This window comes from Rhodoferax sp., assembly GCF_013297935.1.
In the GTDB taxonomy this organism is placed as follows: domain Bacteria; phylum Pseudomonadota; class Gammaproteobacteria; order Burkholderiales; family Burkholderiaceae_C; genus Allorhodoferax.
The window spans coordinates 288,769-315,464 of the sequence record NZ_JAAFIX010000001.1; the positions used below are offsets into that span (position 1 = coordinate 288,769).

At 63.0% G+C, this 26,696-nt stretch carries 24 protein-coding genes; 11 read left to right on the forward strand and 13 right to left on the reverse strand.

The window, feature by feature from the left end; translation table 11 throughout:
- Window positions 1–2: 2 nt before the first annotated feature.
- The 3 genes from tolQ to tolA are packed head-to-tail and all read left to right on the forward strand — an operon-like array spanning window position 3 to window position 2,169.
- A complete protein-coding gene (tolQ, locus tag QZW03_RS01420) occupies window positions 3–698 on the forward strand; it encodes a protein TolQ (RefSeq protein ID WP_296507647.1) in 696 nt (231 codons plus the stop codon).
- A gap of 18 nt (window positions 699–716) precedes the next feature.
- On the forward strand, window positions 717–1,151 hold the full coding sequence (locus QZW03_RS01425; protein ID WP_296507648.1) for an ExbD/TolR family protein: 435 nt from the start codon (window positions 717–719) through the stop codon (window positions 1,149–1,151).
- A gap of 16 nt (window positions 1,152–1,167) precedes the next feature.
- The gene (tolA, locus tag QZW03_RS01430) at window positions 1,168–2,169 is read left to right on the forward strand and encodes a cell envelope integrity protein TolA (RefSeq protein ID WP_296507650.1); all 1,002 of its coding nucleotides are present in this window, start codon (window positions 1,168–1,170) and stop codon (window positions 2,167–2,169) included.
- 66 nt (window positions 2,170–2,235) lie between these two features.
- Here tolA and dnaE read toward each other — a convergent pair whose 3' ends face one another.
- Window positions 2,236–5,805 carry a DNA polymerase III subunit alpha gene (gene dnaE, locus QZW03_RS01435; RefSeq protein WP_296507651.1) on the reverse strand — a complete coding sequence of 1,190 codons (3,570 nt, stop codon included), beginning with the start codon at window positions 5,803–5,805 and terminating at the stop codon, window positions 2,236–2,238.
- 105 nt (window positions 5,806–5,910) lie between these two features.
- Here dnaE and QZW03_RS01440 point away from each other — a divergent pair, with 105 nt between their 5' ends.
- Complete coding sequence (locus tag QZW03_RS01440; RefSeq protein WP_296507653.1) at window positions 5,911–6,354, forward strand: hypothetical protein; 444 nt, start codon at window positions 5,911–5,913, stop codon at window positions 6,352–6,354.
- Between the two features lie 9 nt (window positions 6,355–6,363).
- Window positions 6,364–7,119 (forward strand): sulfurtransferase, encoded by a 756-nt coding sequence (locus QZW03_RS01445; protein ID WP_296507654.1) that lies wholly within the window; start codon window positions 6,364–6,366, stop codon window positions 7,117–7,119.
- Window positions 7,120–7,123: 4 nt separating this feature from the next.
- On the opposite strand, the gene QZW03_RS01450 is transcribed toward QZW03_RS01445, so the two are convergent.
- The 4 genes from QZW03_RS01450 to QZW03_RS01465 form a co-directional block, all read right to left on the reverse strand.
- Complete coding sequence (locus QZW03_RS01450; RefSeq protein WP_296508297.1) at window positions 7,124–7,882, reverse strand: DUF2145 domain-containing protein; 759 nt, start codon at window positions 7,880–7,882, stop codon at window positions 7,124–7,126.
- Window positions 7,883–7,938: 56 nt separating this feature from the next.
- Entirely contained in the window at window positions 7,939–8,328 is a 390-nt protein-coding gene (locus tag QZW03_RS01455; protein ID WP_296507655.1) for a hypothetical protein, read from the reverse strand.
- Between the two features lie 175 nt (window positions 8,329–8,503).
- Complete coding sequence (locus QZW03_RS01460; RefSeq protein ID WP_296507657.1) at window positions 8,504–9,037, reverse strand: flavodoxin family protein; 534 nt, start codon at window positions 9,035–9,037, stop codon at window positions 8,504–8,506.
- A 66-nt stretch (window positions 9,038–9,103) separates the two neighbouring features.
- The gene (locus QZW03_RS01465) at window positions 9,104–9,805 is read right to left on the reverse strand and encodes a pirin family protein (RefSeq protein WP_296507659.1); all 702 of its coding nucleotides are present in this window, start codon (window positions 9,803–9,805) and stop codon (window positions 9,104–9,106) included.
- A gap of 111 nt (window positions 9,806–9,916) precedes the next feature.
- On the opposite strand from QZW03_RS01465, the gene QZW03_RS01470 reads away from it, so the two are divergent.
- From QZW03_RS01470 to gluQRS, 3 genes are all read left to right on the forward strand, one after another.
- Window positions 9,917–10,858 carry a LysR family transcriptional regulator gene (locus tag QZW03_RS01470; protein WP_296507661.1) on the forward strand — a complete coding sequence of 314 codons (942 nt, stop codon included), beginning with the start codon at window positions 9,917–9,919 and terminating at the stop codon, window positions 10,856–10,858.
- A 62-nt stretch (window positions 10,859–10,920) separates the two neighbouring features.
- Entirely contained in the window at window positions 10,921–11,961 is a 1,041-nt protein-coding gene (locus QZW03_RS01475; protein ID WP_296507663.1) for an FAD-dependent oxidoreductase, read from the forward strand.
- A 116-nt stretch (window positions 11,962–12,077) separates the two neighbouring features.
- On the forward strand, window positions 12,078–13,046 hold the full coding sequence (gluQRS, locus tag QZW03_RS01480; RefSeq protein ID WP_296507665.1) for a tRNA glutamyl-Q(34) synthetase GluQRS: 969 nt from the start codon (window positions 12,078–12,080) through the stop codon (window positions 13,044–13,046).
- A 6-nt stretch (window positions 13,047–13,052) separates the two neighbouring features.
- Here the strand turns inward: gluQRS and QZW03_RS01485 are convergent, their stop codons facing one another.
- Window positions 13,053–13,250, reverse strand: coding sequence for a hypothetical protein (locus tag QZW03_RS01485; RefSeq protein WP_296507667.1), 198 nt, complete (start codon window positions 13,248–13,250; stop codon window positions 13,053–13,055).
- A gap of 176 nt (window positions 13,251–13,426) precedes the next feature.
- On the opposite strand from QZW03_RS01485, the gene trmB reads away from it, so the two are divergent.
- A complete protein-coding gene (gene trmB, locus QZW03_RS01490; RefSeq protein ID WP_296508298.1) occupies window positions 13,427–14,152 on the forward strand; it encodes a tRNA (guanosine(46)-N7)-methyltransferase TrmB in 726 nt (241 codons plus the stop codon).
- A 16-nt stretch (window positions 14,153–14,168) separates the two neighbouring features.
- Window positions 14,169–15,083 carry a pseudouridine synthase gene (locus QZW03_RS01495; RefSeq protein WP_296507669.1) on the forward strand — a complete coding sequence of 305 codons (915 nt, stop codon included), beginning with the start codon at window positions 14,169–14,171 and terminating at the stop codon, window positions 15,081–15,083.
- Window positions 15,084–15,142: 59 nt separating this feature from the next.
- Here the strand turns inward: QZW03_RS01495 and QZW03_RS01500 are convergent, their stop codons facing one another.
- The 5 genes from QZW03_RS01500 to QZW03_RS01520 form a co-directional block, all read right to left on the reverse strand.
- Window positions 15,143–17,968 carry an HD domain-containing phosphohydrolase gene (locus tag QZW03_RS01500; protein ID WP_366481299.1) on the reverse strand — a complete coding sequence of 942 codons (2,826 nt, stop codon included), beginning with the start codon at window positions 17,966–17,968 and terminating at the stop codon, window positions 15,143–15,145.
- Between the two features lie 162 nt (window positions 17,969–18,130).
- A complete protein-coding gene (locus QZW03_RS01505; protein ID WP_296507674.1) occupies window positions 18,131–19,198 on the reverse strand; it encodes a rhomboid family intramembrane serine protease in 1,068 nt (355 codons plus the stop codon).
- A gap of 5 nt (window positions 19,199–19,203) precedes the next feature.
- On the reverse strand, window positions 19,204–20,328 hold the full coding sequence (locus QZW03_RS01510; protein ID WP_296507675.1) for a TIGR03790 family protein: 1,125 nt from the start codon (window positions 20,326–20,328) through the stop codon (window positions 19,204–19,206).
- Window positions 20,312–22,063: an aminodeoxychorismate synthase component I gene (pabB, locus tag QZW03_RS01515; protein WP_296507677.1), complete on the reverse strand. Its 1,752-nt coding sequence runs from the start codon at window positions 22,061–22,063 to the stop codon at window positions 20,312–20,314. The genes QZW03_RS01510 and pabB overlap by 17 nt, the downstream gene beginning before the upstream one ends.
- A gap of 36 nt (window positions 22,064–22,099) precedes the next feature.
- Window positions 22,100–23,251 (reverse strand): transglutaminase domain-containing protein, encoded by a 1,152-nt coding sequence (locus QZW03_RS01520; protein ID WP_296507679.1) that lies wholly within the window; start codon window positions 23,249–23,251, stop codon window positions 22,100–22,102.
- 105 nt (window positions 23,252–23,356) lie between these two features.
- Between QZW03_RS01520 and dinG the strand changes: the two genes are divergently transcribed.
- A complete protein-coding gene (dinG, locus tag QZW03_RS01525; protein WP_296507681.1) occupies window positions 23,357–25,516 on the forward strand; it encodes an ATP-dependent DNA helicase DinG in 2,160 nt (719 codons plus the stop codon).
- A 371-nt stretch (window positions 25,517–25,887) separates the two neighbouring features.
- Here dinG and QZW03_RS01530 read toward each other — a convergent pair whose 3' ends face one another.
- Window positions 25,888–26,430: a class II aldolase/adducin family protein gene (locus QZW03_RS01530; protein WP_366481300.1), complete on the reverse strand. Its 543-nt coding sequence runs from the start codon at window positions 26,428–26,430 to the stop codon at window positions 25,888–25,890.
- A gap of 16 nt (window positions 26,431–26,446) precedes the next feature.
- Window positions 26,447–26,695, reverse strand: a complete 249-nt coding sequence (locus tag QZW03_RS01535; RefSeq protein WP_366481301.1) for a GntR family transcriptional regulator — start codon at window positions 26,693–26,695, stop codon at window positions 26,447–26,449.
- Window position 26,696: the final 1 nt, after the last annotated feature.

Consider the following 26,696-nt stretch of genomic DNA (forward strand, 5'->3'; position numbering starts at 1 on the left):
CCATGAACCAAGACCTTTCCATACTGCACCTCGTACTGAACGCAAGCATCGTGGTGCAGGCCGTCATGGCCCTGCTGATGCTGGTGTCCATTGCCAGCTGGGCTGCCATCTTCCGCAAACTGTTTTCCCTCAAGCGGGTAAAGACCCAGAACGAGGCTTTCGAGCGCGACTTCTGGTCCGGCTCCAGCCTCAATGATCTGTTCAACGCCGCCAGCCGCAATGCCCAGACCTGCGGCCCCATGGAGCGCATTTTTGCCAGCGGCATGCGCGAATTTCAGAAACTGCGTGAGCGCCGGGTGAGCGATGTCGGCACCCTGATGGACGGCGCTCGCCGCGCCATGCGCGCCAGCTTCCAGCGCGAAATGGACGAGGTAGAGAGCAACCTCTCTTTTCTCGCATCCGTCGGCTCCGTGTCGCCTTACGTGGGCTTGTTCGGGACCGTCTGGGGCATCATGCATGCCTTCACCGGCTTGGCATCGTTGCAGCAAGTGACCTTGTCTACCGTGGCCCCCGGCATTGCCGAAGCCTTGGTAGCCACTGCCATCGGCCTGTTTGCGGCGATTCCCGCAGTGGTGGCCTACAACCGCTTTGCCCGTGACCTGGACCGCATTGCGATCCAGCAGGAAACCTTCATCGAAGAGTTCTCCAACATTCTGCAACGCAACGTCAGCGCCCAGCCTGCGCCGGCCGGCCGCTAGGCCCAACCAGGAGTCGACATGCCTGCAGTCGCCGGACGTGGCCGTGGACGCCGCACGATCAACGAAATCAACATGGTGCCCTTCATCGATGTGATGTTGGTGCTCTTGATCATCTTCATGGTGACTGCCCCGCTGATCACCCCCAGCATGATCGACCTGCCCAGCGTGGGTAAAGCAGCGCGCCAGCCGGATCAGATCATTCAGGTCGTGCTCACCAAAACAGAGGCCCTGGAAATCAAGGTCAAAGAAAAAACCACCTCGGTGACACTCAAAGACTTGGCTTCCACCATTCAGCAAGCGCAAGGGCCACGCGACGGCGCTGCCGCAGCAAACTCCGCAGTGGTGATCAGTGCCGACAAAAATGTGAAGTACGAGAGCGTAGTCAAGGTCATGGACACCTTGCAACGCGCAGGTATTCAGCGCGTGGGCTTGTCCGTGCAACTGGCTAACTGAGCGTACGCACTGCCCCATGCCCGCTGCTGATACACGACAGGAATTTGCACCGCCCCACACCCCGGGCATGTTGCGTGCTCTGGTGATGGCCCTGATGGCCCACGCTGCGCTGGTCGCGGTGCTGGCTATCGGTGTCGCCTGGAAGCGCGAGCTCCCGCCGGCCACCGTCGAGGCCGAGTTGTGGTCGGCCATTCCGCAAGAAGCCGCACCACCACCGCCCCCTGAAGAGCCCGAATCGGAGCCGGAACCCGAACCAGTCCCCAAGCTTCAACCCACTCCACCGCCGCCGGTCGTCAAGCCGCTTGCACCCGATGCGCCCAGCAAAGCCGACATCGCGCTGGCCAAAGAAAAAGAGCGTCGCGCAGAAGAAGAAAAACAAAAAGAACTGATGGCGCAGCAAGCCTTGGCCCGCAAGGCACAGGAAAAGCGGGATCAAGAGAAGCGCGAACTGGAGAAGGCGGCCAAATACAAGCAGGACAAAGCCCGCGCCCAGCGTGAGAAAGAGCTGCAGGAGAAAGAGAAGCTGGCCAAGGACAAGGCCGCCCGCGATGCCAAGGAAAAAGCCGAAAAATCCAAAGTCGCAGACGCTGCCAAACAAAAAGCGGAAAAAGCAGCCCGCGAAGAAGCCAAGCGCGCCGACGAGTTCCGCCAGCAACAAATCGCCCGCATGACCGGGCTGGCCGGAGCCAGCGGCAGCGGCGCGCCCAGCTCTAACGGCACTGCGGCCAAGAGCTCGGGCCCCGGAGCCAACTACAGCGGGCGTATTCAGGCGGCGGTCAAGCCCAACATCACATTCACCGACACGATTGTTGGCAACCCGAAAACAGAAATCGAAGTGAGCCTGAGCGCCAGCGGCGAGATCTTGAGCAAGCGCGTGATCAAACGCAGCGGAAACAAAGCGTGGGACGATGCGGCAGAAAACGCTATCGACAAAACCCGCAAATTGCCTCTGGACGATGGCAAAGTCTGGTCGCCGATGATCATCGTCATCTCGCCGCAGACGCTGGTCGGCCCCTAGACTGCTACTTTTTTGATAGCTGCTTGCGCATATATCTAGAGGGCTGGCGCTCTCTTTGGTACTAATTTAGTCGTAGGCAATCGCCGCCAGCCCGCCCGAAGCCTGGGCACGCCAGCTCGCCAAGGCAGCATCGGTCGGGTAAAACTTGGCAGCGTCCCCTAAGTGCAAATCGGCCCCGGCCAGCTCCGTGGTGCCACCTTCGGTGGCAGAGCACACTAGCTGCAGGCGCACAGACAGGCCCCGCACCAGCTCGCCATGTTCCGTCTCTTCCCGCACAGCCGGAAACTCCCGCACCAGCGCGGCCACATCCGGCGCACGCCCTTGGGCGTCGAGCTTCACCGGCACCCGCAAGTACTTGCCGAACTTGCAGCGGGCCTGCTCCAGGCTCCACACCTGCTGCACGGTCAGCTGCATGCCGCCCGAGAAGCGGTCCGGCATGGCTTTGCCCTCCACGATGATGAGCTCGTCGTCTTTGAGAAATTCTTTGTAGGTGTTGAGGATGGCCTCACTGGCACGCGCCTCGATCATGGCGGACTTGTCGTCCAGCTTGAACAGGGCCAACTTGCCGCGCTGGCCGTTGATCACCCGCAGCTCGGTCACGATACCGGCCAGTAACTGGGGTTCGCGGGAGTCTTTGATTTCCTCAATCGGCCGCCGTGCGAACTTGCGCACTTCGGTGGCCACCTCGTCAAACAAGTGGCCCGACAGGTAGAAGCCGACCGCTGTTTTCTCCTGGGTGAGGCGCTCTTTCACCCCCCACGGGGTGACCTCCACCAAATCAGGCTCCTGGGTGCTGGAGCCATGGTCATCGTCCCCGCCCATATCGAACAGGCCATGCTGGTTGGCGTTGGCAGCCGAGGCTGCGGCAAACTCAAACGCGCGGTCCATGGAGGCGACCAACTCTGCCCGGTTCAGGTGCAAGGTGTCAAAGGCGCCGGCTTTGATGAGTGCTTCCACACAGCGCTTGTTCAGTCGGCTACGGTCTACCCGGCGGGCAAAGTCAAACAGACTCTTGAACGGCCCGGCCTCCTCGGTCGGGCCCCTGCCCTCGCGGGCCGCCACAATGGCCAGAATCGCTTGCTCGCCGGTGCCCTTGATGGCGCCCAAGCCATAGCGGATCTCTTTGTTCGATATCGGCTCAAAGCGGTAGAAACCGCGATTGATGTTGGGCGGCTCAAAGCTCAGGCCCATTTTCTCGGCGTCTTCAAACAGCACCTTGAGCTTGTCGGTGTCGTCCATTTCCACCGTCATGTTGGCGCAGAAGAACTCCGCGGTGTAGTGCACCTTGATCCAACCGGTGTGGTACGCCAGCAAAGAGTAGGCGGCCGCGTGCGACTTGTTAAAGCCGTAGCCCGCAAACTTTTCCATCAAGTCAAAGACTTCATCGGCCTTCTCTTCGGGGATGCCGTGGGTCTTGAACGCACCGGCCCGGAAGATGCCGCGGTGCTCGTCCATTTCTTCTTTTTTCTTCTTACCCATGGCGCGGCGCAGCAAGTCGGCGCCGCCCAGTGAGTAGCCGCCCAGAATCTGGGCGGTCTGCATCACCTGCTCCTGGTACACCATGATGCCGTAGGTCTCGGACAGCATTTCAGCCACTGCCGGGTGCGGGTACTCCACCACCTCGCGCCCGTGCTTGCGGGCCACGAAACTCGGAATCAGGTCCATAGGGCCGGGGCGGTACAAGGCGTTCAGGGCAATCAGGTCTTCCAGTCGGCTGGGCTTGGCGTCGCGCAACATGCCCTGCATGCCCCGGCTTTCAAACTGGAACACCGCCTCGGTTTTGCCTTCGCTGAACAGCTTGTAAACCTTGGCATCGTCCAGCGGCAGGTTCTCGTAGGCAAACTTCTCTTGCCCCGGGTGCCGCTTGCGGATGAACTCGGCCGCAATTTCCAGAATGGTGAGTGTGGCCAGGCCCAAAAAGTCGAACTTCACCAAGCCGATGGCTTCCACATCGTCTTTGTCGTACTGGCTGACCGCAGACTCGCTGCCGGGCTGCTGGTAGAGCGGGCAAAAGTCGGTGAGCTTGCCCGGCGCAATCAACACGCCCCCGGCATGCATGCCGATGTTGCGGGTCATGCCCTCGAGCTTGCGGGCCATCTCCAGCAGGGTTTTGACGTCTTCTTCTTTGGCCTCGCGCTCCGCCAGAATCGGCTCGGCCTCGGTGGCGTAGACGTATTTGTCGCTCTTCTTGCCATCGGTGGGCGGCAATTGCAGGGTCACGTTGGTGCCCGGCTTGTTGGGGATGAGCTTGCTGATGCCGTCGCAAAAGGTGTAGCTCATGTCCAGCACGCGCCCCACATCGCGCACCACGCCGCGGGCGGCCATGGTGCCGAAGGTGGCAATCTGGCTCACGGCGTCTTTGCCGTATTTGTCTTTCACATAGTCGATCACCAGGTTGCGGTTGGTCTGGCAAAAGTCGATGTCGAAGTCGGGCATGGACACCCGCTCCGGGTTCAAAAAGCGCTCAAACAGCAGGTTGTAGCGCAGGGGGTCCAAGTCGGTAATCTTGAGCGCATACGCCACCAGCGAGCCGGCACCGGAGCCGCGCCCCGGGCCCACCGGGCAACCGTTGTTCTTGGCCCAGTTGATGAAGTCGCCCACGATCAAAAAGTAACCCGGGAAACCCATCTTCAAAATGGTGCCCAGCTCAAACTCCAGCCGCTCCACATAGCGCGGCATTTCCGCCTCGCGCTCCTGCTCATTCGGGTAGAGGTGCACCATGCGCTCTTTGAGCCCCTCGAAAGAAGCGTAGCGAAAGTATTCCTCGGGCGTCATGCGCTGGCCGTCTACCAGCGGTGTCGGAAAAGCGGGTAGCTGCGGCTTGCCCAGCACCAGCGTCAGGCTGCAGCGCTTGGCAATCTCAAGGGTGTTGGCAATGGCCGACGGAATGTCGGCAAACAGCGCCTCCATTTGTTCCGCGGTTTTGAAATACTGCTCGCGGGTGAAGCGGCGCACACGCTTGGGGTTGCTCAAAATCTCGCCATCGGCAATGCAGATGCGGGCCTCGTGCGCCTCAAAGTCCTCGGGGCCGGTGAACTGAATCGGGTGGGTGGCCACCACCGGCAGCTTCATGCGGGCAGCCAGCTTGACGGCCGCCACCACATGCGCCTCGTCGTCGGTGCGACCGGCGCGCTGCAGCTCCATGTAGAAGCGGTGCGGAAACACACCCGCGAGCTGCAAAGCCACATCGTGCGCGCGGGCGGTGTCGCCCTGCACCAGGGCTTGGCCCACGGGGCCTGCCTGTGCGCCTGCGAGCGCAATCAGGCCTTCGTGAAGCTCTTTCAGCCATGCCAGCTTGACCACTGCCTGGTTTTTGACCACGTTCTGGGTAAAGGCCCGCGCAATCAGCTCCGACATATTCAGGTAACCCTGCATGTTCTGCACCAGCAGAATGATGCGGGTCACCGCCGTGGGGTCGCCACCCAGCCCTTCGAGAATGATTTCGGCCCCGATCACCGGCTTCACCCCCTTGCCCCGGCCGCCCTTGTAAAACTTGATGGCGCCAAACAGATTGTTCAGGTCGGTGATCGCCAGCGCGGGTTGCCCGTCTTTGGCAGCCAATTTAATGACATCGTCAATACGATTGGTTCCGTCAACGACAGAAAACTCGGTGTGAAGGCGCAGGTGTACAAACATCGGTCCATTGTAGTTTTTGATTGCCGCTCGCTGGACGGGTACGGGCTCTGTCAGCGACAATCCCTCGCTGCCGCTTGCAGACCCGCCCTCCCAAAAAACCACCTTATGTCACGCTTACCCTTCAGCCCCCACGGCTCGGTGCTGGTCGATGCGGAACCCGGCATGTTGGTCGTGCACATGCACGGAGACTGGAATACGGAAATGCAGACTGCGGTAGCCCGCCAGATGCGGGCCTACGCTGCCGGTCTCAACGCCGCAGGACCCTGGGGCATCGTGAACCAGATGCACGACACCTTGGTGTACGCGCCTGAGATCTATGAAAAAACACGCGCCAGCTACGCCCACCGGCCGGCCGGCTCCCGGCTGCAGGCCGTAGCCTTTGTGATTGCTTCCCATGTGGAAGGTGCCTCCTTGCTGCGGTCCCGGTTTGAGCGCCTGCTGGACGGAATCATTCCCTCGCAGGTCTTTGCCGACTTGCCGAGTGCCAGACTCTGGATGCACACCCAGCTGCACACGCCGCCCCACCCCGGCACACCGGCCCCGCCTTAAAATCAGGCGGTGAACACCGTACTGAACATCTCCACTTACAAGTTCGTCCCCCTACCGGACGCCCCGGCATTGCGTGAGCTTTTACTGGGCCGGGCCCAGGCCCTACAACTCAAAGGCACCATTTTGCTGGCCGAAGAGGGCATCAACATGTTTCTGGCCGGGCCGGCGGACGATGTGCGCAGCTTCGTGGCCCAGCTACAGCAGGATGCGCGCTTTGCGGACATCAACCCCAAAGAAAGCTGGTCGGACAGCCAGCCTTTCAAAAAAATGCTGGTCAAGGTCAAGGGTGAAATCATCCGCATGAACCACCCCACCATCAAACCAGCCGACGGACGCGCCCCCTCCGTGGCCCCCGCCACAGTCAAGCGCTGGCTCGATCAAGGGCACGACGATGCAGGCCGCCCTGTGGTCACGCTGGACACCCGCAACGACTTTGAAGTGGACGAAGGCACGTTTGACGGCGCCATTGACTGGCGCATCACCAAATTCACCGAGTTTCCAGATGCGCTGCGCAGCCACCTGGACGACTTGAAAGACAAAACCGTGGTGAGCTTTTGCACCGGCGGCATTCGCTGCGAAAAAGCGGCCATTCTGATGCGGGAAGAAGGCCTGGAGCACGTCTACCAGCTCGAAGGCGGCATCCTGAAGTATTTTGAAGAAACCGACGGCAGCCACTACCAGGGCGGCTGCTTTGTGTTTGATGAGCGGCGCGCCCTGAGCGCCGACTTGCAAGCCACCGGCCTGCAGCACAGCACCGAGGCCTGAGCCGCTAGCGCATGACCACCGGCATGCCGCTGGCCCAGCCCGCCTTCTGAAGCCACGCAAAGACCGAGTCCACCGTGACGGTTTCAATCCGGTCTGCATAGCGCTTTTCATCCGGATGGTCGTCAAACGCCACATTGGCCTTGGTCATGCGCGCCCCCAAGCGAACCAAGGGCGTGATCGTCAGGGTTGTAGGCTGGTAGGCGGAGCGCTGCAGCCACGCTTGCGCCTGAGCGCGATCGGTCACCGGCGCGGCACTGCCGGCGGTGACGGCATAGGCCAGTGTTTCAATCGCCCACTGGTTGCTCTGCTGGTACTTGCCGGACCACGGGTAACTCACCATGCTGTAGCGCGGATGGTGCATCGCCAGCGATTGCTGCGGGTCCTGCAACAACTTGAGCATGGCGGTCTGGGCCGGCAGGCTGAGCGGCATCCACGCCGCTTCGTACTGCCAAAGATCGTCCAGAAAAAACTCGCCAAGGCCTTGCCGGTAAATGGCGGACTCTGCCGTGCCGCACAGGTTGAGCTTGTGCAGTACCCGCCACACATGGCTGCCATCGGACTGGTCTTGCCGGTACACAAAGCCAAGGTGCGAATAGCGCACCCCGTATTTGCTCAGGTCCTGCCCGGCGCGCGCCATGAGCACCACCTTGGCACCGCTCGCATCGAGCGCTTGCAGCGTCTTCCACGCCAGCGTCAGGGACTTGTCGACGGTTTCGGGCTTCAAGTCCTGCGGCTCGCCACAGGGGCGCCCCGCATGCGCCAGGCCCGCGGCCGCCACGCCGAGCACGAACAGCCAACGCACGCCGGAAATCGGGACACTCACCGGCTGACGCGCTCGTTGTGCAGCAGGGCTTTGCCGATCTCGTTCGGTATGAACGCAATCACCTTGCCCGCCACCGACAGCACCACACCCGTGGTGATCACGCTGACAAACACAACCGTACCCACTGCCGCAGACGCGCCCGCGGCCACCTTGCCCGAAACTTCGACGCTGGCACGCGCGCCATCCGACATGCGCTCCAACACATAGACCGTGCCCTTGGCAGAGGCCTCCACCGTTTTCACCACTAGCACAGCACCGGCGGTAGAAAAAGCCACCGGAATGGCGATCGCGGCACCCGCGCTGGCACCCACGACCGAGGCCACCGGCATCGCGCTGATGGCACTCAAGGCCGAGGCATCGGTTTGCGAATAGGCATGAAAAGGCATTGCAGCCCCCGCCAATATTGCGCAAGAAGCTATGAATTTAGTAGCAAAGCGAGTGGTCAAAACGAAACTCCGATGGGCTGAAAAGGCTACAGCTTACGCATACTTGGAACGGGCACAAAAAAAGCCCGCCGGAGCGGGCTTGTCGCTGTCAGGCCCGGAAGGCCTGTGGGCAGTCTTAGGCCTTGAGCTTGGCGGCAACACCTGCCACGCGTGCGCCGTAGGCTTTGGCGGTGTCCAGGTCGCCTTGGGGGATGTCTTCAGCCGGGCTGGTGGGGCCGACTTGGGCCATCACGCCGGAGTTGGAACCGATGCGGTTGATGGTGCCGTCGTTCATGGCGGGCTGGCCCACCCAGATCATGCCGTGCTGCTGAGACAGGGTGATGAAGTACTGGATGGTGGACAGCTTGTCACCGCTGGGGCTGGCAGAAATGGTGAAGCCGCCGGCCACTTTGTCTTTCCAGGCGGAGGTGAACCAACGCTTGCTGGACGCGTCTGCAAACTTCTTGAACTGCCAGGAAGCCATGCCCATGTAGGTGGGGGAGCCGAAGATCACGGCGTCTGCTGCATCCAGAGTGGCCCACTGGGCTTCAGTGATGTCGCCATTGGCGTCGATGGTGATCAGCTCGGCGCTGGCGCCCTCCGCCACGAATTGCGCCACGCGCTGGGTGTGACCGTAACCGGAATGAAATACCACTGCTACTTTTGCCATTTAGATAACTCCTAGGTAAAAAGACTCAAACAAAGATGCCCGCACCCTGCGGACACCCGAAAAAAATTAAGCTTCCAGATCAAAGACCAGCACTTCTGCGTCGTGCGCCGCATCCAGCACCAGGGCACTTTCCCCGCTGAGCAAGGCAGCGTCGCCGGTCTGCAGTGGGGTGCCGTTCACCGACACGGTGCCCCGCAACACCTGCAAATAGCCCTTGCGGGCGGGGTCCAGCGTCAGCTTGGCGGCATCAGCGCCATCCAGTAAGCCGCTGTAGAGCCTGGCGTCCGCGTGAAGGAGCACGCTGCCTTCGGCACCGTCCGGCGAGGCCACCAGTTTCAACACGCCTTGTTTATCCGCGGCCGCAAACGTTTTTTGCTCGTAGCTGGGCGGAATGCCGGTCACATTGGGTTCGATCCAGATCTGGAAGAAATGGGTGGTGTCGTTGGGCGCGTGGTTGAACTCGCTGTGCATCACGCCGGTGCCCGCGCTCATGCGCTGCACATCGCCGGGGGGAATGCCTTTGACATTGCCCATGCTGTCTTTGTGCGCCAGGTTGCCCGACATGACGTAGCTGATGATCTCCATGTCGCGGTGGCCGTGCGTGCCGAAGCCGGTGCCGGGCGCGATGCGGTCTTCATTGATCACGCGCAAGTTCCCCCAGCCCATGTGCGCAGGGTCGTAGTACCCGGCGAATGAAAAGCTGTGGAAAGACTTGAGCCAGCCGTGGTCGGCGTAGCCTCTGTCCTGCGATTTGCGTACGGTCAACATGTGAAGTGCCTCTGGTTTCGTATGGGTAGAACTTTAGGCTCCGGACACTCGATTTCCATCCATGCGGTTTGATGGCATCATTCAAAAAAACTCAACTTAAGGGTATCGACCATGCAAACTGCACGCGACTTCCTCACCCCCGATGCGCTCTCCATGTTGCAGACCATTGCAGAATCGGGCAGCTTCGCAGCCGCGGCCCGCGAGATGGGCATGGTGCCCAGTGCCCTGACTTACCGGGTGCGCCAGATTGAGGATGCGCTGGACGTGTTGCTCTACGACCGTAGCTCGCGCCAGGCCAAGCTCACCGTGGCAGGGGCCGAGTTGCTGCGCGAAGGCGCGCGCTTGCTGGAGGAAATTGATGCGGTTGCCAATCGCGTCAAGCGGGTGGCCACCGGCTGGGAGCCGCAGCTCACCATCGCCATCGACACGGTGATCTCCAAACCCGTGATGATGGAGCTGTGTGAGAGCTTCTTCAGCCAGTCGCCCCCCACCCGCATCCGGCTGCGGGAAGAAACCCTGTCGGGCACCCTGGAGGCGCTGCTCAACGGCCAGGCCGACCTCGCGCTGGGCGTAGGCCCGGACTCCGCCCGCACCGCAGGCGTGCACAGCAAGCCCCTGGGCAATATGACGTTTGTGTATGCCGTGGCGCCCCACCACCCCCTGGCGAACGCACCCGAGCCCCTGAGCGACGACGTGATCCAAAAGCACCGCGCCGTGGCGGTGGCCGACTCCATCCAACGCGGGGCGGGCCAGACCTACGGGCTCCTCAGTGGCCAGGATGTGTTTACCGTGCCCACCATGCACGCCAAACTCGATGCGCAGCTGCGCGGCCTGGGTGGCGGCAACTTGCCCCGCTGCATGGCCGACAGTTACATCACCACCGGGCGCCTCGTCGTCAAAAAAACAGAGCGCCCCCAGCGCACCGTGCCCTTGCATTACGCATGGCGCCTGTCCAAAACGGTGAACCAGGGCCGCGCTCTGCAATGGTGGCTCAGCCAACTGGAGAGCGAAGCCACCCGCAGCGCCCTTATCGAGGAACACCGCACCGCGTAAACCGTTTACAGCGTGCGGCAGCGTGTATAAAGAGATCATTACAACCAACGGAGACTGCGCCCATGACAACATCCCGACATATTGCAATCGTGGGCGCCGGCATGGCCGCCATCGCCTGCGCGCGTACCCTGGTGCAGGCCGGTCACACGGTCACCGTGTTTGAAAAAAGCCGGGGGCCCGGCGGGCGCATGTCCACCCGTGAAAGCGCCTTCGGCACTTTTGACCATGGGGCCCAGTACTTCACCGTGCGCGATGCGCGCTTTACCCAAGCCCTGCAAACCACACCCGGCCTGTGCCGCCCCTGGAGCGCCAACACTGTGCGCGTGCTCGACTCCCACGGCCGCGTAGCCGCCGCTGCCTTGCCCGGCCGCGACGCCCACTGGGTGCCCGCACCCGGCATGAACGCGCTGTTGCGCGCCTGGGCCAAACCGCTGATGGACGCCGGCCAGCTGCTGGCCAACACAAGGGTCACCGCCCTGGAACAAGATTCCCTGCACAAAAAGAAATGGCAGTTGCGCACCTCGGGTGAGGCTGGCACTCACCACGTCTATGGCGGTTTTGACGAAGTCATTCTGGCCATTCCCCACCCCCAAGCCCAAGAGTTGCTGGCCACTACGCCCAAGGGCGCCGCGCTGGCCAAGAAAACATCCAAAGTCTCTGTCGCCCCCTGCTGGACCCTGATGCTGGCCTACCCCCAGGCGGTACAGCCCGGCCTCACCACCTTGGGCCCCCAATGGAACGCTGCCCGCAGCACCCACCACCGCGTGGCATGGCTGTCGCGCGAATCGAGCAAACCCGGCCGCGGCAAGGTTGAGCGCTGGACTGTGCAGGCCAGCGCCGCCTGGTCGCAGGAGCACTTGAATGACTCTTCTGACCGCATTCAGGCCAAGCTCATCAAGGCGTTTGCCGAAATCACCGGCATCCGCGCCGAGCCCGCCCATGTGCAGGTGCACCGCTGGCTCTATGCCAAAACCGAAACCCCTTTGGGCGAGGCATTTCTCTGGGACCGCAAGTCCGGCCTCGGCGTGTGTGGCGACTGGTGCATCGGCCACCGGGTGGAAGACGCATTTATTTCGGGACTCGAACTCGCACTGGCAATTTAGCCCCCACGCTCCGCCGCTCCGCGGGTCGCTGCCCCCCGCACGGAAGGGTGCATCAGGCCCCGGGGCCTTCGCGCCTTGGGGCGGCCCGGCGGCGCTCACGCCAGAATATCTTCCCCATGTACAGAGGTCGTTTTGCCCCCTCTCCCACGGGCCCGTTGCATGCGGGCTCTTTGCTTGCTGCCCTTGCCAGCTGGCTGGATGCACGCGCCCACGACGGGCAATGGCTGGTGCGGATTGAAGATGTCGACACCCCGCGATGCGTGGTGGGCGGCGGCGAATTCATCCTGCACCAACTCGCCAGCGTGGGATTGCTGCCCGACGAGCCCCCGGTCTGGCAAAGCCAGCGCAGCGGCCTTTACCGCGCCGCACTGGACCACTTGACCGGCAGCGGGCTCGCCTACCCGTGTGCCTGCTCCCGAAAAGACATTGCCGAGGTACTGCAACAGCTAGGCAGTGGCAAGCCACGGCACGGGGAACTCGTCTACCCCGGCACCTGCCGCTCGGGCCTGCAGGGCCGTGAGGGACGCGCCTGGCGCTTGCGCACCGATGCCGAGAAATTAGTGCCAAAAACCGCTCCAACCCATACAGAATATGCGTATACAGCTCCTGATTTAATAGCAAACACAGAGCAAAATGGGTGGTGGACTTGGCACGACCGCAGGCTTGGCTGGCAACAGCAGCAGCTCGCCCACGAGGTGGGCGACTTTGTGCTGCTGCGCGCTGACGGGCTGTGGGCCTACCAACTGGCCGTGGTGGTGGACGATGCGGACCAAGGCATCACCCACATCGTGCGGGGCGAAGACTTGGCCGACAACACAGCCCGCCAGATCGCCCTGCAAAGCGCCTTGGGCCTGCCCACGGTGCAGTACCTGCACACGCCCTTAGAGTTGGGCGCCAACGGCGAGAAACTCAGCAAACAAAACGGGGCCACTGCGCTGGACCTGACAGACCCGCTGGCGGCACTTCAGCGCGCCGCTACAGCATTGGGTTTGCACCGAACGGCAGGTGATGTTTCGTCATCCCTCGCGCTTTGGACCGACGCATGGCGCGACCTCTGGTGCCTGGGGACAAGGCCGGGCCGCTGAGACACCTCATGCTGACGATGCCCGCAATCTGTGTGAGGACTCGTTGATGCCCTCCACGGTGTTCACCACGGCGGTGAGCTCTTCCATGGAAGCCGCGGTCTGCTCCAGAGCACTGGCGTTGGACACGTTGACCGCCACCTCGCGCACGGATGACGCCGTGTGGTTCAGCCCTACCCGAATCACTTGCAAGGTGTCTTGCAACAAGCCAAAACTATCGTTAGCCCCTCGTGAAGAGGGACGTGGGTGGCCAGGTCAGTAGGCCGGACTGCCTACAATGCAGGCCCCGCCCACGTGTAGCCGTTGCCATGACGAACCCAAACCCTTCCCTGCCCGAAAACCCCGAAACCCCTGCCACGCCTGAAGAGGCCGCCAAGCCCTTTATGCGCACCATCAAAAGCTTTGTCAAACGCGCAGGCCGCATGGGCGGTGGGCAGGAGCGCGCCATGGCCGAGTTGGGGCCGCAATTTCTCTTGCCCTACACACCCTCTGCTATCAATTTCGAAGCTGTCTTCGCAGGCGCTGTGGGGGCTACCGGCACAAATGATGCGCCAACTCCGGCCCAGCGTCCAGTGGTACTTGAAATCGGTTTCGGCATGGGTGAAGCCACTGCGCAAATTGCTCTCACGCTGCCGGGCACCAACTTCCTGTGCTGCGAGGTGCATGAGCCGGGTGTGGGCGCGCTGCTCAAGCGCATCGGTGAGCACAACATTTCCAACATCCGCATTTGCAACCACGACGCGGTGGAGGTCATCGACCACATGCTGCCCCTGGACTGTCTGGATGGTGTGCACATCTTCTTCCCCGACCCTTGGCATAAAACCAAGCACAACAAGCGCCGCTTGATCCAGAGCCCGCTGGTGGCCAAGCTGGCCGCCCGCTTGAAACCCGGCGGCTACCTGCACGCCGCCACCGACTGGGAGCCCTATGCCCAGCAGATTCTGGAAGTGCTCAGCGCCGAGCCCAAGCTCAAAAACCGCGCCTTGGCCTCCCACCCCCAACTGGCCGGCTACGCCCCCAAACCCCACTACCGCCCGCTGACCAAGTTTGAAAACCGGGGCATCAAGCTGGGCCACGGCGTGTGGGACGTGGTGTTCGAGCGCATTTAAGCGCCGGTAAAGCCGCGTGCAAGCGCCCGCCCACCAGGTGTCGCCCGCCCGGCAAGGGGTACGTCCCAGCTGCGTGGTGGTGCAGGCCCACAGCGGCGCCACCCTGCTGGAGTTTTTATGCCAGCGCTTTACGGCCGTGCCTGCGGCCACCTGGCAGGCCCGACTGGAGGCCGGCGACATCACTGACGCGCAGGGCCTGACCGCACGCGCCACTGATGCGGCCACACCGGGCCGGCGCTTGTATTACTTTCGCGATGTGCCGGACGAGACGCCCATTCCATTCACCGAAACCGTGCTCTGGCACGACGCCCACTTGCTGGTCGTCGACAAGCCGCACTTTCTGCCCGTGGTGCCCAGCGGCAAACATGTGCGCGAAACCCTGCTGGCACGCCTGCAACACCGGTTGGCATTGCCGGAGCTGTCGCCCATCCACCGCATTGACAAAGACACAGCTGGCTTGGTCATGTTCTCAGTGCAGGCCGCCAGCCGCAATGCCTACCAGGCCCTGTTCCGCGACCGGCTGGTGCAAAAAACTTATGAGTGCATCGCCCCGTGGAACCCCGATCTGCCGTGGCCGCTGCACCGCGAAAGCCGCATCGGCGACGCTGAGCATTTCATGCAACAAGCCGAGGTGCCCGGTGCGGTAAACGCCATCACCGACATCGCCCCGCTGGAGGTGCACGGTGCCTGGGCTCGCTACCAGCTGCGCCCGCTCACCGGCCAGCGTCACCAGCTGCGCGTGCACATGCACGCACTGGGCCTGCCGCTGCTGCATGACGGCATTTACCCGGTGCTCACCCCCGAAGGCGCCAACGACTACCGCCGCCCGCTGCAACTGCTGGCCCGCAGCCTCGCCTTCACCGACCCGCTGAGCGGCGCCCACCGCAGCTTTGAGAGCCAGCGCACCTTGCTCGCGATGGAAAATTTTTAAGAAATAGGCCGCTAGCCCCTTGATATATTGGGTACCCAGCTATAGAAACAATAGCGGATTCAGGCTGAAGCAGACGGCAGCAAGGCTTCGATGGCGGCTACATCCACTGCATCACACTGGGCGGCTTGCATAAATTGCTCGGCAAAAGTACGCCACACACCGCTGTGCAAAAAGTAGCGGAACAAAGTCGCATCGATATGCTGGTCCTTCGCCATGAAGGCCATGATGCGCAAGGACTCCGAGAGCGTTTTGGCACTCTTGTAGGGCCGGTCGGCCGCAGTCAGGGCTTCAAAGATATCGGCAATCGCCATCACCCGATCCGGCAGGGTGAGCTGCCCGGCCGAGAGTTTGCGCGGGTAGCCCTGGCCATCCATCTTCTCGTGGTGATTGGCTGCGATATCCGGCACGCGTGCGAGGTGCTTGGGCCACGGCAGGCTGCGCAGCATGAGCAGGGTTTGGACAATGTGATCGTTGATCTTGAAACGGTCTTCCTCGGTCAGCGTGCCACGGCGGATTCCCAAGTTGTAGAGCTCGCCCATGTTCTGCGCATGCGCCGGTAGGCGCATGTCAAAGCCATGGGTGTTGGCCGGGTTGTCTTTCTCCACCGCCGGGGTGCGCGCGCCCCAGGCCACGAGGTGCTCTGGCCCGTCACTCAGCAGACGCTCAGGTGCCGGTAGCTCGCTCCCGGCGGCCCCCATGCGCCGCAGCTCCTCACCCGAGAGACCCGCGCGCTTGTCGAAATGGCGTACCCACACGGTTTCGCTGATCTGACGCAAACGGGCTAGGTCCGCATCGGCCATGAACTCGCCCCCCAGATTGCAACGCGCCACGAAGGCAAAATCGTCCAACAACTGCGCGCGCGTGGTCTCCAACACCCGGGCCGCATGAGCCTCATCCGCCCCCGCGAGCACCGACTGCAGTGACGAAATCTCCGCATCACGCCACAACACTTCAAAGCGCATGCGCACCTCGTGAATGCGGTTGTAAATCACCTCCAGCTTGGTCGCTTTATCGATGATGTGCTCGGGGCTGGTAACTTTTCCGCAGTCATGCAACCACGCGGCAAGGTGGAATTCGTACCGCTGCTCTTCGTCGAGCACAAAGCTGGCATACGGGCCGTCCTGCTCGGCAGCCAACCGGTCCACCAGCATGCCGGCGAGCCGCGGCACCCGCTCGCAGTGCCCTCCGGTGTAGGGGCTTTTGGCGTCAATGGCATTGGCCATCAGGCGGATGATGGCGTCGAGCAATTCCTTTTGCGATGCCAACAGTTGCCGTGTCTCAATGGCCACCGCCAGACTGCCCGAGAGCTTGCGCACGAAGTCGGTAAACGCGGGTGCGGCGTGTCGTGTGTCGCCTGCGTGCTGCACGACGAGCAGGCCTTCCAACCCGCCATTGCGACCCCGCAACTCTTGCTGAAAGACGGCGCCGCCTGAGGCCACAGGGCGCGAAGTTCCATCGGGGCTTTGACCCGGCACATAGTCCATCGACTCTTGCGCAAACCCGTCTACCGCGGCGGTGCGGGCTGCACATTCCATGCGCCCGGTGCAGGCGTCCCACAAGTACACGGCGCCACCACTGCAGCGGGTGGCATGCACCAACTGATCCAGCACGCCAGACAGCATGGCCTCCATCTGGCGCTCGGTACCCATGGTGTGGCTCAGGTTTAAGAAGGTCTGAATAGTCTCGCCAGTGTCCTTCAAGGCGGCAGCCAGCCGGTTCACCTCCAGCACCCAGCTGTGTTGCTCCGGTCCGTCCTGAAAATCAAAGCCCACCATGCGCGCAGACTTGTGGGTCAGTTGGTCCAGGCTGCGCCCTATGGTGGCCCCGACCAGCCAGCCCACCGGCAACAAGGCTAGCACCAGCATCAAAATCAAAATCCCCAGCTTGCGACGCTTCTGACGTAAATCGCCCAGCAGATCGTCACTGGGCGCCGTGATCAGCAGACGGTGCACTTCACCATGCCAACCCTCAAAAGGCAGTACGACCCCTAGCCACTCCTGGCCCTCCACATCAAACAGCGCCACATCGCCATGGGGGGGCTGCAGGTCGAACAAGGCCGCTAACGCAGGCACTCCGATGGCATTGACGCCCGCAAACGTGAGCTGATCCCCCTCCTGGCGCACTACTTTGCCCATCTCAGGGTAGACCAGGACGGTGCCGGCTTGGTCTACCAATGCCAGCTCAGCGTGAGGCGACATGCGCAGGCTTTCCATGCCTTTTGCCAAGTCATCCAAGACCACATCAATACCCAGCACTACATCAGCGGCCGGGCTGCCCCGGCTCATGGTCAGGCCAATCTGGCGGCTGGAGAAGAAAACATACGGCAAGGACGTCTGGGTGGTGGAGCTGTTGATCGCTTCCTTGAACCAGCCGCGGGTGCGCGGATCGAACTGGTAGTCAGGCATAGGGCGGCGCTGCACTAGTTTCAACGAGGCTGTATAGAACAGATACTCACCCTGCACCTGCCCCGACCTGGTGCGCTGCACACTCTGCACCAGGAAATTGGACATGGGGGGGGCCTGGAAGCGTGCCCGCACTTGGGGTGCATCCAAGGGCCTGACCATGAAAAAATCCCCGCTCGCATAACCTGCATAGATCGCCGAAGTCAGTGGGTTGCTGGTTAACACCTCCACCATGGTCGGCAAGCGCTCCAGCCTCTGCTCCAAGTTGCTTGCCGTGGTGAGTGAACTGGTTGACAGCAGATTCAACGTGACCTGGGCGGGCTCTAGCAAGCGATACGACTTTTCAGTGATCAGCTTGCCTGCATCGGCTGCACTTCTGGACGCGGTATCGAGCAAGCTCTGACGTGCACCTTGCCACCCCACCGCGATGATCAGCGCCGCCAAAATCAACATCGACAACACCACTGCGGAAGCAATGGACAAGCGTATGGGCCAGCCTCCCGGCATGCGCCCAAGCGCTGATTCAGATATCCGGGTGGTCCCGGACTGCGTAGTTATAGAGTCCCGCATGATTCCCCCGGCTCGCTGTTATTGAGCAAGGGTAAATCATTTGTAAAACAAATGCTTACGTTTAAACGGTACGCGCTACTCGGGTGCCGGCTCTGCGGGAGCGATTCCCCGGCGCAAGGCCTCGGCCTGCTGGCGGGCCGCTTGCGCTTTGTGGGCGGCAAGCGCCTGAAGCGCGTTCAAAGCCGCTGCCGAGGGCGCAGCGCCGCTCGGGGTGGCTAGCATCAGCGCCTCGAAACTCTGTTGATAGGGTTGCGCCACCTCGGTCTCCATGCGCCCAGCGACCGACTCAAACGACTCCCCGCTGCTGTGCGCCCCGCGCAACAGCGCGGACCAGCGCCCCGAGAGGTGCTCATCGTCGAGCATGAAGCGCTGCATCGTGGCGCGCGCTTTCAGCTCTTCGCCCAGCCGGTAGGCCGGCTCCGGCAAAGCCCATACGAGCGCGCACAGCGCCAGCACCAGGCCAGCGACCGCAACTGCCGGCCGGACTCCGCGCACCGGGCTGCCCGCTTGCCACGGCCGCAGCAACACACCGGCCCACAACATGCCCGCGATGAAGCCACCGCCATGGGCGGAGTTGTCGATACCCGGCATGAACCAGCCCAGCCCCAGCATCAAACCTGAAAACGCCAGGGCACCCCCGAACAGCCAGCGGAACTCACCCGGCTCCACCTGCCGGCGCTCTGTCCACAAAAACACCAGCAATGCGCCATAGAGCCCGAACACCGCACCCGAGGCCCCCCCCGACACCGCGCGGTTGCCCTGCACCACGAGCGACAACAGGTTGCCGCCCACACCGGCCCCCAGGTACAGAAGCGCAAAGCGCCAGCGGCCCAGCAATTGCTCTAACAGGCGCCCGATATCCCACAGCGCCCACATATTGAGCAGCAAGTGCCAAACACCAAAGTGAATGAACATGGCGCTGCCTAAACGCCACCACTGCCCGTCTTGCGTCGCCGGCGCGAAGTTGGCGCCCCAGTCCAGTTGCACCCCATGGGTCGCATGCCACCAGCCCCCGCCAGCCAGCGCCAGTGCCACAAACACGGCCAGGTTAAGCGCCACCAAGCCCACTGTGCCCGGCACCTGAGCCGCAGGCGCGCGCATCAGCTCGGTCAATGCCGGAGGTGTGGTTGGCTGTGTTGTCATTCGCTTTATCGACCGAAGGGCGCCGCCAAAGGTTCCCCGACCACCACGCCTTGGGCGGGCCAGGCCACGCTGCGCCAGTAGGCCTCTAGCGCGGTGGCGCCTTGCAGGTAGTGGAGCATCAGCACCTGCGGGTGCGGAAACTTTTGCCAGTGGTTGCAGGGTTCGCTCACGCTGCCGTAGCTGGCGGTGGCACCGGCCTCCAGCCACTCGAGCGCGGTCATCTGGCCCGAAGTGTTGAGCAACTGCCCGCCAAACGAGGTGAGGTGGTCGGCCAGCGCACCGGGCAGCCAGTCGATGGTGGCGGGGCTATCCATGCGCACGGTGCCGGTTTGCAAGAGCACCACCCGCGCAGGCAGCGCGGCCGTGCTGTCCTGCACCCGGAGCTGCGCGCCCAGCGGCAACATCGGGTCGAGTTGGCCTGTTGCAGGCACTGGTGGGTACCAGGCTGCACGCACATTGCGGGCCGCGTCGGTGGTGCGCAGCAGCACCATGCTGGCGGGCGGCACACCGCGCTTACCTAGCTGCCGGTCGGCGGCAATGCCCCGGTCAATCAGCGCCATAGCACTCGCCACCGTGCGCCCCGCCAGCAACATGCTGGGGCGCACCCCGAAATCTGTAAACGGACGGGTGCTGGCCTGGTTAAACAGCACCGACGGCCGGCTGGGCGCACAGGTCTGGCTGCACAACTCTGGCTGGTGCCCCAGGCTCAGTGCAGCGGTAATGGCATTGCACTCCACCGCATACGGCTGGGCCCAGGCCAGTGCCAAGGCTTGCACCTGCGGACCCATGGCGGCTTTGACTTGGGCATTAAGCACCTCGAACTCGGCGGCAGTGAGCACCGGGCGCACCGGCAAGGCCACGCGCAGCACTTGCTCCGGCGGAATGCCGCGTTGTTGCACGTAATACTCCCCCACGGCCACCGACGCGGGGTCGCTGCTGTTGATCACTACGCCCAAGTCCGAGGCCACCAGGTGCCCTTGAATGCGCGGCACATTCACCCACGCCGGCTTGGCCGGTGCAAGGGTCTGCGCCCCACTGAGCGCCGACCAGACCAGCAAGCCCAGGGCGGCCAGTGCGCGCCTGCCAGCCCATGCAGGCAGCAAGCGATGCGGCTTATGCCAACTCGGCATCCAGCCAACCCCGCAGGCTGTTGATAAAGGCCACCGCCTGCACCTGTGGCCACTGCGCCGCCGTCACGACCTGCTCCACCACCCGGCCTTGGGCCAGTGCCACTGCACGGCCAACACCGGGCAGCAAACCGCAGTGCAGCGGAGGCGTGACCCAGCGGCCTGCCAGCAGCAGGGCGATGTTGCCCCGGGTGCACTCGGTGATTTCACCCTCGGGGTTGAACAGCACGGTGTCGAACACCGCGGCGTCTGTGGGGGTGAACGCGTCGTAATGGGCGCGCCGCGTGGTTTTAAAGCGCACAAACTCGCCGTGGGCTTCGTCCAGCGGGCGGGTCGCCAGCTGCAGGCGCACCGGCTCGGGCGTGGGGGCAAGGGCAAACGCCTGGGCTGTGAAGCGGCCATCCAGCTGCAACAGCAGGCGCACGCGCCATGCGCCGCCGGGGTGGGCCGCGCTTACCTCAGCCAGTGCCTGCAAGGCAGCGGCCTCGCTCCAGCCCCAGCCGAAGTGCGCTGCCGCAGCCGCCATGCGCTGCAAGTGCAAGGCCTGGTGCCGCACCACGCCGTCCACCAAAGCCAATGTTTCGAGCAACTCAAAGGGCTGGCTGGCGCGCTCCAGAAACATGCGTTTGCTGGCCCACTCCTGCCACTCGCCTTCGGCCTGCGCGTCAAAGGTAATGCCGCTGCCAATGCCGCAGCACGCGGTGTCGCCCCGCACTGTGACCGTGCGGATAGGCACATTGAAGGTCGCATGGCCCCCCGGCCGCACCACACCCACCGCGCCGCAATACACGCCGCGGGCATCAGGCTCCAGCGCTGTGATCTGGCGCATGGCCTGCACCTTGGGCGCACCGGTCACCGAGCCGCACGGAAACAGGGCAGCAAACACGTCCCACAAGCTGGTACCCACGCGGGTGGTGGCCACCACGTCGGAGGTCATTTGCCACACCGTGGGTAGCGCTTCCAGGTGGAACAAGTGGGGCACCTTCACGCTGAAAGGCTCCGCCACGCGCGAGAGGTCGTTGCGGATCAAATCCACAATCATCACGTTCTCGGCCTGCTCTTTGGGGGTGCTGCGCAAGCGCTCGGCGTTGGCGCTGTCTTCGTCAGGGGTGGCGCCACGAGCGGCGGTGCCTTTCATGGGGCGGCCCAGAATCTGGTGGCCGTCCCAGTCAAAAAACAGCTCGGGCGACACCGAGAGCACCTGCTCGTCGCCGGTGTCGATAAAAGCGCCATAGCCCCGGGGCTGCGAACGCCGCAGTGCCGAAAAGTAGGCCCAGGCACTGCCCGTGACCGACGATGCAAAAGGCGCCTCCAGCTGGGCGGTGTAGTTGAGCTGGTAAAAATCGCCCGCCGCAATAGCCGCGTGGATGCGGGCCATGTTGGCGTCAAACGTGTCCCGCTGGATGCGCGGAGTCCAAGTCACCTGGGGCTCTGCGGCCAGTGACGGCGCGGTGCTCTCGGCCAAGGGCTGCGCATGCACCCCGAACCACACCAGGGGCCCCTCGGCCGGGTGCACTTGCAAGGCAGCATCGAAAGCCGGCGCCGCCTCGTAGCGCACATAACCCACACACCACAAGCCCTGGCGGCTGAGGGCGTCCACTTGCTGCAGGACTGGCTTGACTTCGTCCAACGTGCGGGCCACCAGCACCTGTTGCGGCTCGCCGAACGCGTGGCGCGTGGCGGCCCGGCCAGGGTGGTGGGGGTCCGCAAACTCCAGCAGCGCGCGGGGAATCGTCATAGGCAAGGATGGCTCAGGGGCTCGGTGGGTTCAGGCTCAAGCGCTTAGTTCTTTGGCGCTGATTTGGTACTTGAAGTCGTCCGGCGCGTAAGAGTCGAGGCGACCGGCTGCGGTTTCTGCGGCGGGGTACATAAAAAAGCCCAGCTTGGGGCCGCTGGACTGGGGCAGCACCACATCGTGGGCCACGTTGTAGGCCATCCAGTTACCTTCCCAGCCCCCAAACAGGCCCTTGTTCACCGGGGCCACCAGCGGGTTGCTGGCGGACTTGATCCACTCTTGGGTCTCCTGGCGCATGACCTTGGCCACGTCGGCCGGGTCCATGCCCACCCAGCCGTAGCCTTTGAGGTAGACCTCGGCACGGCAGTGCTGCGCACCCTTGAGGCTGGCCGAGTTGCCGCCCAGCTCGCGGTAGCCGAAGGCGCTAGGCGCCACGCGCAGGCCATACACATCGCGCGCGGGCACGCCAACGGCGCGGCACAGGCCCACAAACAAGGCGTTCAGGTCGGCGCACTTGCCGCCCAGGTTGTTGGTCTCCAGCATGGTTTTGATGTCGCCCTCGCCGCAGCCGCGCACTTTGGGTTCGCGGAAGGTGTTGGTCACGATCCAGTCGTAAATCTTTTGCACCTTTTCCACATCGGTCTTGGCGCCACGGGTGGCCTCTTGGGCGGTGGTGCGCACAATGCCGTCCATCGGCAACAAATCGGTAGGCTGGGTCCAGAACTTCAGGGTGGCGGCGTCTTCGGCCACCGCAGTCTTCTGGCTCCAGTCCTGGGCGCGGCTGCGGGTGCGGATGCGGCTGGTCAGCTCCACAAAGGGTTTGGCCTGGTCAGCGGCAAAATCCACAAACAACATGCGGGCGCCGGTGGTGTTGTCGTCTTCCATGCGGGCGGTGCCGTTGCTGGAGTAGCTGCTCTCCAGCGACTGCTGCCAATCGCTGTTGACTGAAGGCACGGGCAACCACAGGCGGGTGCCGCCTTGGGGCTTGGCCATATCGACGCGGGTGGTGACTTCAAAGGTGCGCCATTCGGCGGGCTTGGGGCTGAACTGGCGTGTGGCCACAGGCACTGTTTGTGCAAAATTGATAGTAGGTAGCGCAGTACCTACGAGGGCTAGAGCCGAATTTCGCATAAATTTGCGGCGCGCAGACGAAGCGGTGGCGCGGGTGGCTGGGCTGGTGTGTGTGGTCATCTATAGAACGCTCAAAAGGTGCTGCTTCGGCAAAGGCGCGATTATCCCCTGCTCCCTGTATATTCAGCGCTCCCGCCCCACCTGGCCCTACGGGCCCACCTCCCCTTGAGCGCCGACTTTTCCACCCTGCCCCCCGCCAGTGCCACGCTGGCCCGCCACGCCCTGCATGCTTTTGAGCAGGTGGTGGGCAGCACCAGCGGCTTTCGTGTCCGCCCCGGCCAGCACCAGATGGCCGAAACCGTGGCCGCCACGCTGGCCCAGGCCGACATCGGCGAGCACCCCAATCCCACCAAAGCCATTGCGGTCATTCAGGCCGGCACCGGCGTGGGCAAAAGCGCGGCCTATGCCAGCACCGCCATAGCCATGGCGCTGGAGCGCAAAACGCGCGTCATCATCAGCACCGCCACGGTGGCGCTGCAAGAGCAGCTCATGACCAAAGACCTGCCTGCGCTGGTCCGCAGCATGAACCAGCCCTTTGCCTACGCCCTGGCCAAGGGCCGGGGCCGCTATGTGTGCAAAGTGAAGCTGGAGCGGCTGGTCGGCAGCGGTGCCGCAGAAGACGATTTGTTTGACGACGACCTGCCCCAGCCCAAAGTGAGCGCCCTGTCGCAAGAGGCCATCGAAGAGCGCCGCCAAGCCCTGTTTGAGAGCATGGCCCACAAGCTGGCCGTGGCCACTTGGGACGGCGACCGCGACAGCCTGGCCGACACACCCGACCCGCGCGACTGGTCGGCCGTGGCCGCCGAGCGCCACACCTGCACCGCCCGCCACTGCCCGCGCTACAAGGAGTGCAGCTACTACAACGCCCGCACCAAACTGGCTGAGGCCAATGTCATCGTGGCCAACCACGACCTGGTGTTGGCGTCTTTAGGCATGAAGACCCTGCCCGACCTCGACAACTGCCTGGTGGTGTTTGACGAAGGCCACCACCTGCCGGCTGTGGCGCTGGACCAGTTCTCCAGTGCCATGGACTTGAGCAACCTGCGCTGGCTCGACAAGCTGCCAAAAACCATGAACGACGTAGCCGGCAAGCTGGCCCTGCACTTGGGCGAAGACGTGCAGACCGTGACCAGCCAGCTCAAAGGCGCCCTCACCTCCGTGGCCCGCATGGCCATGGACTTGGTGTGGGCCCACACCGGCCAGGACACTCACGGCGGCGGCAAAGACGGCACCTTGCGCTTTGCCATGGGCCTGCTGCCCGAGGCACTGCACGAGCCGGTGCGCCAAATTCAGGCGCAGGCCACCGGCCTGTCCAAAGCGCTGGAGGCGCTGGGCGTGGACGTGAAGGCCATCGCTAAAGACGACCCCAGCCAGGCCGTGCTGTGCGCCCAGCTCTATGCCCAGCTGGGCGGCATTGCGCCGCGCTTGGGCAGCCTGGTGAGCACCGCCAACCTGCTGCTGGAGCATGGCGAGCAGCCGCTGGCCAAGTGGCTGCAAGCCGAGAGCGAGAGTGGCTACCTCACCATGACCGCCCACGCCTGCCCCATCGTGCCGGGCGATTTGCTGCGCCAGTTTTTATGGAGCCAGGTGCGCGGCGCCATTGTGACCAGCGCCTCGCTCACCAGCTGCGGCAGCTTTGACTACTTTTTGAAAGAAGCCGGCCTGTCGAACAAACCCTATGTCACTGCGCTGGAAGTGGCCAGCCCTTTCAACTACGCCAAGCAGGGCAGCCTGACCGTGGTGCACACCCGCACCGAACCCAAACAGGCCGACGCCTACACCGCCGAGATGGTGCGCGCGCTCATGGAAGACATCGAGCAAGTGAAACGCGGCGCACTGGTGCTGTTCACCAGCCGCGCCCAAATGCGCGCCGCATCCGACGCCGTGCCCGGCCACATGATGGACATGGTGCTGGTGCAAGGCACCCAGTCGCGCACCCGCCTGCTGGCCGCGCACGCCGAGCGCGTGGAGAGCGGCTTACCCAGCGTGCTGTTCGGCCTGCAGAGCTTTGGCGAAGGGCTGGATTTGCCCGGCGCCCTGTGCGAAACCGTGTTCATTGCCAAGCTGCCCTTCGCCCCACCCAGCGACCCGGTGGACGAAGCCCGTGCCGAGTGGCTGCGCAGCGTAGGCCGCGACCCCTTCAACGAACTGGTCATCCCCGCCACCGGCGTGAAACTGCTGCAATGGACCGGCCGCGCCATCCGCACCGAAGACGACCGCGCGCAAGTGATTTGCTACGACAAGCGGCTGACGCAAACGAGTTACGGCAAGCGGATGCTGGCGGGCTTGCCTGCGTACAAGTTGGGGACGCGGGCGTTGGGGTGACCGGGGCTCGGGTCGCGGCTTTCGGGGACTGGCAGGAATCGACCCATTTCAGTCCGAATAACTAAGGAATTCCGCGCATAAAGGCCGACGTTCAGTGATTTCCGCAACGACGTACAGAGCGGCTCATGGAAAACCAATATTCGACCTGTTCTTCAACTTTCCCATAGTCTGTATAGGAACGGCGCTAGGCTGTCTGAGCTGGGCCAGTTCGAAACCCTAATGTTGCGCTGTGTTTCCCCCAATCGAGTGAGAATCGTCCACGCAGGAGCACTCGCGCAAGCGCCCTCCACCAGAAAAATCGCATCACCCCACGGATGCAGCCACGAGCGAAGCGAGATACCGGCCTATCGGAGAGACGCAGACGGCAGCGCCTAGTGCCAGCGAATATTGAAGCGATCTTCCAGCGTCTGGACCTGCTCTGGTGCCAGTGGTGCAGTTCGCCCGTGGGACCAGCAATACAGCTTGGCGGTCTCTTCTAGTTCCTCCAAGACCGCCATGGCCTGTGCTGGCGAGCGGTGCCATACGTTGGGGCCAAGTCGCTCCAACATCACTGCGTGTAGCCCGATTCCGGCATTGGCATACGCCTCTATGCACTGCCCGACCGTGCCGGCCACCTCAGTAGAGCCCGGAAGCCCATAACGGATCAAAGGCACGCGCCCCACCTTCATCACAAAGTACGGTGTGAGTGCGGGGAGCAACTCTTGCCACTGAAACTTGCCACAGCTCAAGCCCACATCGCCCATGGAAAGAGAAACGCTGTAGCTGCTGTGCGTATGTATTACGCACCGAACCTGAGGGTCGCTTGCCCTTGTGGATTCATAAATTTTGCGGTGCAATGCAATGGTTTTGCTAGGAACATCGCCCGCTACATACTCCCCCTGTGCGTCGAGCAGCGAAAGGCGTTCCGGCTTCAAGAAGCCTAAGCAAGCGTCAGTCGGTGTTATCAGGTAGACCCCGCATGCCGCGTCGAGGAATCACCTCCACCAAACCCTCTTTGGCCAAACGAATCAGAGCCTCACGCACAGGCGTACGGCTCATACCTAGCTGCAGTGCGATTTCTTGCTCTAGCGCCTGAAAACCAGGTGCCCACACGTTGTCTAGGATTCGACGACGCAGCCCTTGATACGCGGCATCGACCATATTGACCGGGTCTTCTTTGGCTTGTAAGTCTTGAGACATA